Genomic DNA, 13,199 nt, shown 5'->3' on the forward strand with positions numbered 1-13,199 from the left:
GGCTTTACCACTCTTCTTCGTCTATGCTGCCATCGCCGTCATTTTCGGGAGGGTGCTCCTGTGCCTCCACAAGCCCTTCCTGTTGCGCCAGCAGGAGCAGGGCGTAGACGCCGTTTTCCGGCAGCTGGGGTTCCAGGCTTTGTTCGAACATGAGGTCCCTGCGCTGGTCTTCCAGGGTTTCCCGGTCGATGCCGGGGATCAGTTCTTCCACGGGGGCCAGTTCAAAGGGCACGGGCATCTGGATGGCATCGAAGATGAGGTCGACGAGGGTTTCATCGGGATCGAGGCCGTCGGTGTAGACGGTCTTGTCGGGCAGGTCTTCGTGCAGCGCCCGCGCGAGTTCGATCAGCGGCACGCCCTGTTCCCGCAGATAGAGAAGCTCGTCATCGGCCAGTTCGGCGTCCTGGGGTAGCCAGCTTTCGTCCGGTTCAATCACCACGGTTTTCATGCGGCCATCTTCGAGGCTCCAGGCGATAGCCGTGGGGAAGAACAGCTCGTCGTTCTGGAAGAACTCGATATCGAGAAAGTTGGGGATGCCCTGCGGCATACAGTCTCCTAAGTATTAAAAAATCAGCGACTCTGGACGAGAATTCTACACGAGAGTTGAAGTGGGGTATCGGTCGCCGTACTCGGATCGTCGAGCTCTATGACCGCCATGGAAGGCGGGAATGCCGATTTTGCAGGAGCAAAAATCGGCCTTGGACGTACTTGCGGGGCGTGTCCGGGGAAAGGCTACCCAATAGCGGGCCGACAGGGAAGCATAGAGCGGAAGTTCCTTGGAAACCCACTCTAACTCAAGACTGATGATTGGGTGCATTGGGCCTGGAGCCGGTATAATTTTCCGGGACACGCCGTGAATACCTCCGTGTAGGCTCTTCAAAAACCTTTACGGCTTATTGCTCCTGCGTCGCCGTAAAGGTCCAGGGCTGGCCATCCGTGGCCAGCCCGTGAAACGCTCTCGCGTTCCACCCCTGTTTTTGAAGGTCTCGAAAAATCGTCCCGCCACCTGCGCCCCCAGACTTTGTGATAACTCGAACATTGTCTGCCCCCTCAGGTCCTCTGACATTTTCGGGACTCGGGATACGCTAAAGCCCTCGGTAGAGAGGGCACCGGTTCTCGTGCGATACTTCGGCCAACTGAATTCCCGCTACGAGTCTTTAAGAACCTATGGAACACACCAGCTTCAACCAGAATTTGCTCGACTTCCTCTCCACTTCGCCAACACCCTGGCATGCCACCCGGAACATGGCCAGAACACTGGACAAGGCCGGGTTTCAGGCGCTGGACGAGCGAGAAGAGTGGGATCTCAAGCAGGGGCAGGGCTACTACGTGATTCGTAATGGCTCATCCATTGTGGCCTTCCGTACCGGCAAACGCTCGCCCCTGGAGGCCGGCATTCGCATGGCCGGGGCCCATACGGACAGCCCCTGCCTGAAGGTGAAGCCCAACCCCGAAATGCGCCGCAAGGGCTTTTATCAGGTAGGCGTGGAAGTCTACGGTGGGGTGCTGCTTAACCCCTGGTTCGACCGTGATCTGTCTCTGGCTGGTCGGGTCACGCTGCTGGACAAGCAGGGCCGGGTGCAGGACTGCCTGGTGGACTTCCGGCGGCCGGTTGCCTTTATCCCCAGTCTGGCTATTCACCTGGACCGGGAGGCCAACAGCAATCGCACCATCAATGCCCAGACGGATCTGCCACCGGTGCTGATGCAGGCGCCTGAGGATGACAAGACGGCTTTTACCGAGCTGCTGGAAGCACAGGTCAAACAGGAGCATCCGGAGCAGAAGATCGGCAAGATTCTGGGTTACGAGCTCAGTTTCTACGATGTTCAGCCGGCCAGCCTGTCAGGTCTGCGGGATGAGTTTATTACCTCCGCCCGGCTGGATAACCTGCTGAGCTGTCACATTGGCGTGCAGGCCCTGCTGGAAGCCTCAGGTGACGAGCCCGCGCTGCTGGTCTGTAACGATCACGAAGAAGTGGGCAGCATGTCGGCGGAAGGTGCTCAGGGGCCATTCCTGTCGTCGGTGCTCGATCGTTGGTGCGGGCCGGAGAATCGTAGCCGGGTGATTGCCCGGTCCATGATGATTTCAGCCGACAACGCCCATGGGGTGCACCCGAATTACATCGACCGCCATGACGAGAACCATGGCCCGCTGTTGAACCAGGGCCCGGTGATCAAGGTAAACCACAACCAGCGCTACGCCACCAACAGCCGCTCGGCGGCACTGTATCGTCATATCAGCGACGAACTGGGTGTGCCTCACCAGACCTTTGTGGTGCGCAGCGACATGGGCTGTGGCAGCACGATCGGACCCATCACCGCTGGTAATCTGGGTGTGACCACCCTCGATATTGGCGTGCCCCAGCTGGGTATGCACTCCATCCGTGAGCTGTGCGGCACCCGGGACGGCTATACGCTGTACCAGGTGCTCACGGCCTTTATGGGCTGGCCGGAGGTGAACTGAGTCCGGGCACCCTGCGATAGCCCCGGTTCTGCTATGGGCTGATAGCGGGTAGTCCGGACATAAAAAAAGCCGCCAACCTTGTAAAAGGCGGCGGCTTTCCTGAATATGGCTCCCCGAGCTGGGCTCGAACCAGCGACAAACGGATTAACAGTCCGTTGCTCTACCAACTGAGCTATCGGGGATTGGCGTCGAGATGGCGCGCATATTAAGGGCTTTGGGGGGTGGGGTCAAGCCCCTGAAAACACAGGAATCGAAAAAGTATCCATGTCTGAATCAGCGGTCTCTGACAGCGACGAAACGGCCTTCACTGAGCCATCACCGGTGGCTTCCTATCGGGCACCATTGTGGCTCAGAAGTGGTCACGCCCAGTCCATCTGGCCGAGCCTGTTTCGGCGGGTGGCGTTGCGTGATCCGTTGGTCGAGTCCATACCGACACCGGACGATGATGAACTCTGGCTGGACTGGTATCGCCAGGGGTCCGACCGGCTGGTGGTGATTTCCCACGGGCTTGAGGGTCACAGCCGCAGGCCTTACGTACTGGGGCTGGCACGGGCGCTGTTGTCCGAGGGCTGGGATGTGCTGGCCTGGAATTTCCGCTCCTGTGGCGGGGTGATGAATCATCAGCCGCGCTTCTACCACAGTGGCGCCACAGGCGATCTCGGGGTTGTGGTGCGGCACGGCCTGGCTCAGGGCTACGGCGCCGTGGCCCTTGCCGGGTTCAGCATGGGCGGAAACCTGACCCTGCAGTACCTGGGTGAACAGGGCGAGCAAGTGGACAGCCGCATCGCCGGTGCGGTGACCTTCTCCGTGCCTTGTGACCTGGCCGGGGGGGCCGATGTGCTGGCCAGGCCCAGCCGTCGTCTGTATATGTCACGGTTCATTAATGACCTGAAGCCGAAAATGGCTGAAAAGGCGCAGCGTTTCCCGGACCAGATCTCTATGGACGGGTATGACGATATTCGTAATTTCCACCAGTTCGACGAACGCTACACGGCACCCCTGCATGGTTTCGAGAGCGCCCGGGATTACTGGTGCAGGGCGTCCTCGCTGTATCGCCTGAAACATATCCGGGTTCCGGCGCTGGTGGTTAACGCCGCCGACGATCCGTTTCTGTCGGCGGACTGCTTCCCCACCTCCCGCGAGGTGCTGGGCCCCTTTACCGCACTGGAGGTCCCCCGGCACGGCGGGCATGTCGGCTTCGTGCAGCATCATCGGGATGGCTGGTACTGGTCGGAGCAGCGAGCGGTGGATTTCCTGCGGCCGCTGGCTGACTGAATCCAACTTACCCGAAATTAACGGTTACCGGCTGGCTGCAGTGGTTTCTTCCAGCAGTGGTTCCAGGTGGGGCCACACATTATCCAGCAGCCGGGGCTGTGCTTCTCCGGTAGGATGGATGCCATCGTTCTGCATCAGGTTGTCACCGTTGTAGATGCCGTCCAGGAAGAAGGGAACCAGGGCGGTGTCATACTGGTCGGACAGCTCCGGGTACATGTCAGCGAACAGACGGGTATAGCGGGGGCCGTAATTGGGCGGAATCTGCATGCCCACCAGTAACACCCGGGCACCGGCATTCTTGGATGCCTCGATCATGGCCGACAGGTTGTCGCGGATGACTGGCGGCTGGAAGCCCCGCAGACCATCGTTGCCTCCCAGCTCGATAATGACAATGTCCGGCTGGTGCTTGTCCAGCAGGTCCGGCAGACGGCGGACGCCGCCATCGGTGGTCTCGCCGCTGATACTTGCGTTGACCACCTGCCAGTTGTCACGGCCCTTTTCGTCCAGGCGTTTGCGGAGCAGGTTCACCCAGGCGGTGTCGGTTTCGACACCGTAAGCGGCGCTGAGGCTATCGCCCATCACCAGCAGGGTATTGGCGGTGGCGCCAGCGGGCAGGGCGACGGCCAGGATAGCTAATAGCCAGAAAACGAAAACCGTTGATCTCTGGCCGGAAAATACCGTACCAATAGGCTTAGCGAACATTGAACGTCCTTTCTTCGGCAAATGCAGGGTAAGAGGGGCAAACACCAAAACAGTTCCCGGAGTACTCGTGACCGACCTTTCCAGCCGATACAGCCAGCCTTCCGAAGTCATCCTGACGGCAAGCAACCTGACCCAGCGTGTTGACCTGGGTAGAGATACGCTCACCATCCTGCAAGGGGTCACCCTTGAAATCAAGCGTGGTGAATCCGTGGCGATTGTCGGTCGCTCCGGCTCCGGCAAGACCACGCTGCTGGGTCTGCTGGCCGGCCTGGATACGCCTACAGAGGGCGAAGTGGTACTGGAAGGCAGGGCCATCAGCCGCCTCAGTGAGGATGACCGAGCGGCCATGCGGGCCCGCCGGGTCGGATTTGTGTTCCAGTCGTTCCAGCTTCTGCCGGCGCTGACGGCACTGGAGAATGTGATGCTGCCCCTGGAGCTGGCGGATTTTGACGATCCCGCAGCCCGCGCCCGGGAACTGCTGGAACGGGTGGGTCTGGGTGACCGGCTGACGCACACGCCCCGCCAGTTGTCCGGCGGCGAACAGCAGCGGGTGGCCATTGCCCGGGCCTTTGCCTGCGAGCCGGTGATCCTGTTTGCCGACGAACCCACCGGCAACCTGGACAACCAGACCGGCCAGGAGATTCAGGACCTGCTGATGGCACTGAACCGGGAGCAGGGCACCACACTGGTCATGGTCAGCCATGACGAGACCCTGGCGGCCCGTTGTCAGCGCCGTCTGACCATTGAAGCCGGGCATCTGGATACCGGGCAGGAGGTGTCAGCCTGATGTCTGTCAGAAAATCCATCGGTTCGGTGGCGCGGGACTGGCGCCAGCGGGATGTCAAAGTAGTGCTCAGTGCCCTGGTGATTGCCGTTGCAACGGTTGCCATTATCGCGCTGTTTGCCAGCCAGCTGCAGCGCACGCTGATCACGTCTGCCAGTTCATTCCTGGCGGGGGATCGCCAGCTGGAAGCGGAGCACGGTGAGCCAATCCCCGCCGAATGGCGCCAGGAGGCCCGTTCCCGGGGGTTGGGAACCGCCAGGATGGTGGAGTTTTCCACCATGCTCAGCGGCGGCAACCGCTTTCAGCTGGTCTCCATCAAGGCAGTCAGTGATGCCTACCCGCTGCGAGGCCAGGTTGAAGTCCAGAAGACGGCCGATGGAGAGCGGCAACAACTGGAGAGCGGGCCGGGCCCGGGCGAGGTCTGGGTGAATCCACGGCTGATGCGCCTGCTGGAGCTGGAAGTGGGTGACAGCGTCGAGGTTGGCAACCTCACCCTGACCGTATCCGGGCTGTTGCTGCGGGAGCCGGACGGTGGTTTCAACATGAGTGCTCTGGCACCCCGCGTGATGATGCACGCGGACGACGTGCCGGCCACTGGCGTGATCCAGGAAGGCAGCCGGGTGGAGTACGTTAACCTGTTCGCCGGTGATGAGTCGGCGCTGGAAGGCTATTACCAGTGGCTACAGCCCCGTCTCGGGCCCTCCCACGAATGGGAGAGCATCCGGGACGGTGCCACCTTGTCTGACTCGCTGGAACGCGCTGAGCGATTCCTGCTGCTCGGGGGCAGTATCGCGGTCCTGCTGGCGTCGGTCGCCGTGGCGGTGGCCAGCCGGCAGTATGCTGTGGGCCAGCGCGACACGGTCGCGCTATTGAAAACCCTGGGGCTTCCGGGGCGGCACATTGGCCGCATGTACCTGGGGCGGCTGCTGGTCTGGGGCATAGTTGGCACGCTCGGAGGCCTGCTGGTGGCGCTGCCGGTGTATGCTTTCCTCAACAACCTGATGGCCAGGGTGCTTGAGCAGGATGTGCCCTTTACCGTGGATGTACCGGCCCTGGCGCCGGCACTGGCCACGGCCGTGGTGTCGCTGTTTGCCTTCGCCTATCCGCCCATCCGCCGCTTGCGGCATGTGCCCGCCATGCGGGTGTTGCGGAGTCAGCCGGGTGAGTCCGATGGTCGGGCCTGGGTGGACATTGCCATCGCCGTGGTCGCCATTTTCGGTCTGGTCTGGCTATACGCCCGCGAGGTCATGCTGGTGTTGTCGCTGATCGGCGGGCTGGTGGCTTTGTTGGGCATCCTGGCCCTGTTGGGCTGGGTGATGGTCATGAGTCTGCGCCGGGTAAAAGGAGGCGGCAATGCCTGGCGGCTGGCGCTGGTGGGACTTTATCGCCATCGTCGCTCGACCCTGGCCCAGATCGCCGTGTTCGCCATGACGCTGATGCTGGCCAGTACCCTGATTCTGGTGCGCTCTTCGCTGCTGGCGGACTGGCAGGCGCAGTTGCCGGAACAGACTCCCAACCATTTCCTGATCAATATTGCCCCGGACGCCGTGGATGAGGTGGAGTCGTTCTGGGGAGAACGGGGCCAGGAGCTGGACACCCTGTATCCCATGGTCCGGGGCCGCCTCACGGAAATCAATGGCGAGCCCGTGCGCCAGGTGGTAAGCAAGGATGACAGCGTCAACGCCCTCAACCGCGAGCTGAACCTGACGTGGATGGATGAAATGCCGGAGGACAACCGGGTTGTGGAAGGTGCCTGGCGCAATGACCAGCAAACAGACGGTGTCTCGGTAGAGGCGGAACTCGCATCGGAGCTGGGTGTGGAAGTGGGCGATGTGCTGGGCTTTACGGTGGGATCGGAAACCATCGCCGAGCCCATCACCAGCATCCGCACCGTGCAGTGGGAGAGCATGAAGCCCAACTTCTATATGGCATTCCCGCCCGGGGGCGCTCTGGAGGGTCTGCCAGCTACCTGGATAACAAGCTTCTACCTGCCACCGTCGCAGAAGTCAGCCCTGAACGACTTTACCCGGCAGTTCCCGACGGTGTCCCTGCTGGAGGTGGACCATATCATCGAACGTATACAGCAGATCGTGCGGCAGGTAACCCAGGCCATCGAGGCCATACTGGCGCTGATCCTGGCGGCCTCGCTGGTGGTGATGGCTGCGGTGGTCAGTGCCACTCTGCAGGACCGTCAGCGGGAGGGCGCGCTGCTCCGTACCCTCGGCGGGCGACAGTCGTTGCTGGTTCGCAGCACCATGCTGGAATTTGGTCTCGCCGGTCTGTTCGCGGGCATCCTGGGGGTGATGGCGGCCGAAACCGCGGTATGGGCCCTGCAGTACCGGATGTTCGGCGGTGACTTTCGCTGGCACTGGCAGGTGGCGCTGCCAATCCCCCTGATCAGCGCCGTGGTGCTGGCAATCCTGGGGCGTTGGCAACTACGGCCGGTGCTGCAGGTCAGCCCGATGTTGTTGCTGCGGCGGCTGGAGTAACAGTGTCCCGTCTGTCGAATTCGTTAGTCTACTGCGTGACGGGACACCAGGGGCGCGTGTGCGCCCCCGGTCAGCGGTACTGGTCGAGAATTTCGTCCAGTTCCCCGCTGGCCTTCATCTCCGCCAGCTGCTCATTGAACGTCTCCGCGAATGAGGACCAGTCAGGTCGCACCATGAGACGGTAGCCGAACTCGCTGATGGCCTGGTCGCTGTGCCGGAATTGGCCCTGCCAGTCGTTCTGCCGAATGATCCACTGACCGACGAGCAGGTCGGCCACCCCCGCGTCGATGCCCCGGCCATGGAGAAGAAACGTGAAGATATCCCGATCCTCGGACACTTCGTACCGTTTCAGGGTGCCGTTTTTGAACAGCGGTTCCAGCTGAGGGTACTGGTACCCCAGTGGCGTTACCAGCGTGACGTCGCTCAGCTTGTCCAGACCCTGAAACCGGAAGTCTGAATCCCTGGTGGTAAAAAATACCTCGCGCACGGGCACGATGGCGTCCGTGAACACGAACTTCTCGGGATTCTCCGTCCATTCGCGGGCCCGGGGGGTGGCATCGATATGGCCCTCCAGGAGCAGACTGTCGACCCGTTTACGGGGAATCTCCAGGGCTTCCACCCGGTAGCCCATGCGCTCTGCGATACGGGTGACGACATCGTAGGCGATGCCGCTGTATTCGCGATCCGGACTGACGATCAGGTAGGGTGGGTAGCCGCCGGTTGACACGTTCAGCCGTAGTACAGGTGCCTGACTGTCTGCCCCGTCATCGGCCTTCTGGCTGGCTGGTTCGGCGGACGCTGCAGTGGTGCACAGCAGAGAGAATGCGGTGGCGGCAAGCCAGCGTTGCAAAAAAGGTCGGCACATAGGCGGCAAATACCCTGTGGAGGCCAGTATTCCCTACGAGGGGAACCGTTTCCTCGTTGTGGTCTGACATCCGTGCCCGGAGTTCTGACTGAGTGCGTCCGTACAAACAATCGATGGTTGCAGGCTTCTGGTCGGGTATTGACGCGGAACCTGACCTTTGCGCGAAAGGGGCAATTGTTGCCGCTTTCGCTGTGCGGATCAAGGTCAGGAACGGGTTGGCAATGCTATCCCCAGGCTTTTTTGAGTATTTCCTGGATATCTTTCAGCGATGCCTCCCGGGGATTGTAGATGATGGAACCATCATCCAGTGCCTGCCGGGCAATCTGGTCAAGCTGACCCTCCTGTACCTTGCCGGTTTCCCGCAGGGTTCGCGGCAATTCGCAGTGATGGTGCAGCTCGTCCCTCAGGTGCCGGATCGCCGAAATGGTGGCTTCGGCACGGCGGGAGGCAGGAGTGGCAGTCCAGACCTCTGGGCCTTCCAGGAACAGCAACAGCTCGGACAGGGGCTCGCGAATCTCCTCCAGGTTGTATTCCAGCACATAGGGCAGGTACAGGCTCATGCACAGGCCGTGGGGCAGGTGGGTGAGGGCCCCGGTGGCGTGGCCGAGGGCGTGGACCAGCCCGACCATGGAATTGGAAAAGGCTATGCCGGCCATGGTGGAGGCTTCCGCCAGGTCCAGGCGACCCTGTTCGTCTCCGGGGTTGTCCATCACCTTCATCAGGGATTGGCCGATCTTTTTCACCGCAGCGGTCGCGTAGGCGTCGCTTAGCGGATTCTTGGACAGGCAGGTGTAGGCCTCGGTGGCATGGGTCAGCGCATCCATGGCGGTGGCTGCCGTGATGTGTGGCGGCAGCGTGAGCGTCATACGCGGGTCGATAATGGCCGCGTTGGGCAGCAGGAATGACGACGTGAACGGCAGCTTTACGGAGCGCTCCCGGTCCGCGATGACCGCCACCGAGGTCACCTCTGAACCGGTGCCCGCCGTGGTGGGGATGACAAAGAACGGCCGCAGGGGGCGGGTCAGCACGCCGGCACCACTGTACGCGGCTATATCATCGCCGCCTTCCGAAACCAGGATGTTGACTGCCTTGGCGGTGTCAATGGAAGATCCGCCACCAATGGCAATCAGGGCGTCGCATTGCTGCTGACGGTAGAGATTGGCGATGTCACGGACAATGGTAGTTGAGGAATCTGGCGGAACCTCGTCATAGATGGCCGCAATGGTGACCTCGCTTTCCTGGCAGGCACTGATCACCGGATCCAGCAGGCCGGCCGCCCGCACACCCTGATCGGTGACGATCATTGGCCGGGTGGATTCGATGGCGGTCAGCTCGTAGGGCAAGTGTTCCAGGGCGGCATGGCCAGCAATGACCTTGACCGGACAGAAGAACTCGTAATAGCGGCTCATATCGGTAGTGCCTCCTTTCTCAGGTCGCGGAGCATGCTGAAGGCAACGCGACGGTAGACGCCAATGGCACCGGGCACCTTCTGCAGCAATCCCAGATCATCCGGGTATTCTTTCACTGCCCGGCTGGCGATCAGCCGGGGCAGGATGATGGACTCCATCCGGTCAAGAACCCGTGTCATGCGTACAGCGAGGCTGATATCACCGTCCACCACCATACGGTCGTTGGCGAAGGCCTCGGTGGTCTTCTCCTGGAACGACAGCACCAGGAAGGCGTGGGCCATGTGCTTGAAGCGTATGGACAGATCCACCTCGCCGTCATAGTTGGGCCCCAGGTAGCGCAACCGGCCTTCGCCGGTGTGCTCGAGCACCAGTGAAGGGCCGGATGGCAACACCATCATCTGAAAGATGAGGCCGTTCGGCAGCAAACGGGCATCATCCATTACCTTCCGGTCCACCTGCGAAATGGCCTCCAGGGCGTGGCCCATGAACCGGAACATTGCCTGGACATAATGTCGCCGCGCCCTGAGGCCGGCTGAGCGGGAGAGCTTTTCGAACATGGGCGGTACCTGTGCAGAAGAAGAGGAGGAACCAACGGGAATACCGGAAGGAGTCCCCCAGACTTTTCAGAATAAGGTAATCTCCTTTTAGAGTGATTGGCCCGCCAAGTCAATGGGCGGCAACCAGGTCTGTTCCCCAGCGGTGAGGGTAAGAAGATTCTGCTGAGAACAGCTCCGGCAGGGCCCACGGCCCCACCGGACATTGTTTAGTGGCATTACTGCAGGTTGGAGAGCTTGCGACGAGCCTCGTTGCCCAGCTCGCCCTCGGTTTTGGCCACTTCATTATAGTAGGCCGCTGCCTTGTTCCGATTGCCCCGCTGGGCGGCAATGTCGCCCAGGCGCAGGATGGCAATGGTCGTTGGCACCACTTGGGCAGACGCTTCCAGATCGGCCTGGGCCCCGTCGAGGTTACCGCCATCCAGGCGGTTCAGGCCCCGAAACAGGCGGTAGCTGAACATTTCCGGATATAGCTCCACGGCGCGGTCGAGGTCTTCCTTCGCTTGCCCGGGATTGTCCAGTGCATCCTGAATGCGCCCCCGTGTTGCATAGAACGCGGCTTCACGGGGTGCCATTTCGAGGGCCTCGTTCACCTTGGCAAGTGCTGTCTGGTAGTCCTCGTCGACAGCCAGTTTGATGGCTTCATCGTGCAGATCGTAGGCCGGCTGCAGGCGTTTGGCTTCCGCGATCATGCGCTGATATTTTTCCTGGCCACGATAGCCGCCATCGTATTTCGCGGCCAGCTTGCGGTTTGCATCGACCCGGGCCTGAGACGGCGGGTGCGTGGCAAACAGGCCTTGAATGAAGCCTGGATTCTGGCCCTCGGAAAGCCTGACAAAAATTTCCTGCAATTCAGCCGCTGCCATCGGATCGTAGCCGGCTTCGACCATGTACTCGATACCATAGCGATCCGCTTCCAGCTCGTGGGACTGACTGTACTGGGCCAGGGCCACCTGGCTGCCGACAGCGGCACCGCCCATGATCAGGCCACCCCACTCATTGTCACTCAGTGCCATGCCAAGGCCAGCCATGCCGGCGCTAAGCAGCATACCCTGCTGCATACGCTGGACACTGTGGCGGGCGGCGGCGTGGACAATCTCGTGGCCAAGCACGGATGCCAGCTGCGCTTCGTTCTCCAGCTCGGTCAGCAGGCCCCGGTTGATGGCGATCTTGCCACCGGGCAGGGCCCAGGCATTGGGCACGCTGCTGTTCAGCACGGCGAACTCGTAGGGCAGATCGGGGCGATCACTGACGGCCGCCAGCTTGTCGCCCACTTCCTGCACGTAATCGGTCAGTTCCGGGTCCAGATAGAAACGACCGCCCTGGGTCTGGATGGTGGGCTGGTAGTTTTCCTGCCCCATTTGCTGTTCCTGGCCCTCTCCGATCAGCGAGAGTTGTGATTCACCGGTCACCGGGTTGGTGGCACAGCCGCTGACCAGCGTCACCAGGGCGATGATTGTGAATACAAAGGCCGTCCTGGCTTTCATGAGATATTGTTGGATCACTTGGGTCTCCTTGCCTGTTTACTTCTATTATTGACCTGTGAAAGGGTCCTGGCCGTGCATTTCCGGGCCCTGTGTGTGCCAGGGACATCAAGGAACGGTTCCCCGTCATGATAGCGGAAACTGTCGCCTTGGGCAGGCCCCATGTTCAGGGCGCTTGCGAAATGGGGTATGATCCGCGCGTTTTGCAGACCACAAGGATTGCTATGACTGATGTTGTGACAGATAAAGTACTTGGGGATCGCGTGGAGCGGTTCATCAAAACCCTTAATCAGGCTCAGGAACTGGGGCTGACCGTGGTCGATGCTTCCAGTGGGCAGTTGACCCTTCAACTTCCGTACAGCGAAAAGATCATTGGCAACCCGGAAACCGGTGTTATTCATGGCGGCGCTATCACCACACTGATGGACACTACATCAGGCTCGGTAATGATCTGCGCCCTGGATGATTTCGAGTTGTGCCCGACGCTGGACCTGCGGGTGGATTACATGCGGCCAGCGGAGCCGGGCAAGCCGGTCCATGCCCGCGCAGAAATCCGCAAGATGACCCGCAATATTGCGTTTACCCGCTGCGAAGCCTATCAGGATAATGGTGAAGTCATCGCCACCTGTGTCGGCACTTTCATGCGTATCGGCAAGGAAGCAACGCCGAAATCCTTTCGCGACATGATTACAGGAGCCAGGCAATGAACATGGCAGAGGTGTTGCGGGAAACCCGGGAGACCGGTGACTTCGCCCCGCTACTGAAGAGCATTCCCTACGCCGGGTACATTGGCCTGAAATGCGAACGTTTTGGCGATGACCTGATCTTCCGCCTGCCCCGCAAGGACTCGAACCTCGGGAATCCACTGCTGCCGGCCATTCATGGTGGTGTCATTGGTGGCTTCATGGAAGTGTCCGCGGCGATCTACCTGATGATGTCCCAGGACACCTTCCGCATGCCCAGAATCGTCGACTTCTCCCTGGACTATCTGCGTGCCGGCCTTGACCGGGAAACCTACGCCGAGTGTCAACTCACCCGCCAGGGTAACCGGGTCGCCAATGTGACCATTACGGCCTGGCAGAAATCCCGACGTGAGGCCATAGCTACGGCCCGGGCCCATTTTCTGCTGGACCGGTAAAGTCGGCGCCTCCCGGTCCCTGGTGTCGCAGACAGC

General features: G+C 60.9%; 12 protein-coding genes and 1 tRNA gene. 6 read left to right on the plus strand and 7 right to left on the minus strand.

Annotation, left to right across the window (positions count from 1 at the left end; genetic code table 11):
* Nucleotides 1-4 precede the first annotated feature (4 nt).
* Nucleotides 5-547 (minus strand): hypothetical protein, encoded by a 543-nt coding sequence (locus tag IE079_RS05190; RefSeq protein ID WP_189573855.1) that lies wholly within the window; start codon nucleotides 545-547, stop codon nucleotides 5-7.
* Nucleotides 548-1,167: 620 nt separating this feature from the next.
* Between IE079_RS05190 and IE079_RS05195 the strand changes: the two genes are divergently transcribed.
* Nucleotides 1,168-2,463: a M18 family aminopeptidase gene (locus IE079_RS05195; protein ID WP_189573857.1), complete on the plus strand. Its 1,296-nt coding sequence runs from the start codon at nucleotides 1,168-1,170 to the stop codon at nucleotides 2,461-2,463.
* A 106-nt stretch (nucleotides 2,464-2,569) separates the two neighbouring features.
* Here IE079_RS05195 and IE079_RS05200 read toward each other — a convergent pair.
* A tRNA-Asn gene (locus IE079_RS05200) sits at nucleotides 2,570-2,645 on the minus strand.
* Nucleotides 2,646-2,727: 82 nt separating this feature from the next.
* On the opposite strand from IE079_RS05200, the gene IE079_RS05205 reads away from it, so the two are divergent.
* Nucleotides 2,728-3,738 carry a YheT family hydrolase gene (locus IE079_RS05205; protein WP_189573859.1) on the plus strand — a complete coding sequence of 337 codons (1,011 nt, stop codon included), beginning with the start codon at nucleotides 2,728-2,730 and terminating at the stop codon, nucleotides 3,736-3,738.
* 24 nt (nucleotides 3,739-3,762) lie between these two features.
* On the opposite strand, the gene IE079_RS05210 is transcribed toward IE079_RS05205, so the two are convergent.
* The gene (locus IE079_RS05210; protein ID WP_189573861.1) at nucleotides 3,763-4,440 is read right to left on the minus strand and encodes an arylesterase; all 678 of its coding nucleotides are present in this window, start codon (nucleotides 4,438-4,440) and stop codon (nucleotides 3,763-3,765) included.
* A 67-nt stretch (nucleotides 4,441-4,507) separates the two neighbouring features.
* On the opposite strand from IE079_RS05210, the gene IE079_RS05215 reads away from it, so the two are divergent.
* Together IE079_RS05215 and IE079_RS05220 are read left to right on the plus strand one after the other, a co-directional pair.
* A complete protein-coding gene (locus IE079_RS05215; protein ID WP_189573864.1) occupies nucleotides 4,508-5,227 on the plus strand; it encodes an ABC transporter ATP-binding protein in 720 nt (239 codons plus the stop codon).
* Nucleotides 5,227-7,713, plus strand: a complete 2,487-nt coding sequence (locus tag IE079_RS05220; protein ID WP_189573867.1) for an ABC transporter permease — start codon at nucleotides 5,227-5,229, stop codon at nucleotides 7,711-7,713. Before IE079_RS05215 ends, IE079_RS05220 begins: the two co-directional genes overlap by 1 nt.
* 70 nt (nucleotides 7,714-7,783) lie before the next feature.
* On the opposite strand, the gene IE079_RS05225 is transcribed toward IE079_RS05220, so the two are convergent.
* The 4 genes from IE079_RS05225 to IE079_RS05240 all read right to left on the minus strand — a co-directional run bounded on the left by IE079_RS05225 (nucleotide 7,784) and on the right by IE079_RS05240 (nucleotide 12,028).
* Nucleotides 7,784-8,578, minus strand: coding sequence for a substrate-binding periplasmic protein (locus IE079_RS05225; protein WP_189573870.1), 795 nt, complete (start codon nucleotides 8,576-8,578; stop codon nucleotides 7,784-7,786).
* Between the two features lie 224 nt (nucleotides 8,579-8,802).
* Nucleotides 8,803-9,987, minus strand: a complete 1,185-nt coding sequence (locus IE079_RS05230; RefSeq protein WP_189573872.1) for an iron-containing alcohol dehydrogenase — start codon at nucleotides 9,985-9,987, stop codon at nucleotides 8,803-8,805.
* Nucleotides 9,984-10,544 carry an SCP2 sterol-binding domain-containing protein gene (locus IE079_RS05235; protein WP_189573875.1) on the minus strand — a complete coding sequence of 187 codons (561 nt, stop codon included), beginning with the start codon at nucleotides 10,542-10,544 and terminating at the stop codon, nucleotides 9,984-9,986. Before IE079_RS05235 ends, IE079_RS05230 begins: the two co-directional genes overlap by 4 nt.
* A 215-nt stretch (nucleotides 10,545-10,759) precedes the next feature.
* Nucleotides 10,760-12,028 (minus strand): M48 family metalloprotease, encoded by a 1,269-nt coding sequence (locus IE079_RS05240; protein ID WP_189574685.1) that lies wholly within the window; start codon nucleotides 12,026-12,028, stop codon nucleotides 10,760-10,762.
* 221 nt (nucleotides 12,029-12,249) lie between these two features.
* Between IE079_RS05240 and IE079_RS05245 the strand changes: the two genes are divergently transcribed.
* Nucleotides 12,250-12,732, plus strand: coding sequence for a PaaI family thioesterase (locus IE079_RS05245; RefSeq protein ID WP_189573878.1), 483 nt, complete (start codon nucleotides 12,250-12,252; stop codon nucleotides 12,730-12,732).
* Complete coding sequence (locus IE079_RS05250) at nucleotides 12,729-13,163, plus strand: PaaI family thioesterase (protein WP_189573881.1); 435 nt, start codon at nucleotides 12,729-12,731, stop codon at nucleotides 13,161-13,163. The genes IE079_RS05245 and IE079_RS05250 overlap by 4 nt, the downstream gene beginning before the upstream one ends.
* Nucleotides 13,164-13,199: the final 36 nt, after the last annotated feature.

The organism is Marinobacter zhanjiangensis, assembly GCF_014651935.1.
GTDB lineage: Bacteria > Pseudomonadota > Gammaproteobacteria > Pseudomonadales > Oleiphilaceae > Marinobacter > Marinobacter zhanjiangensis.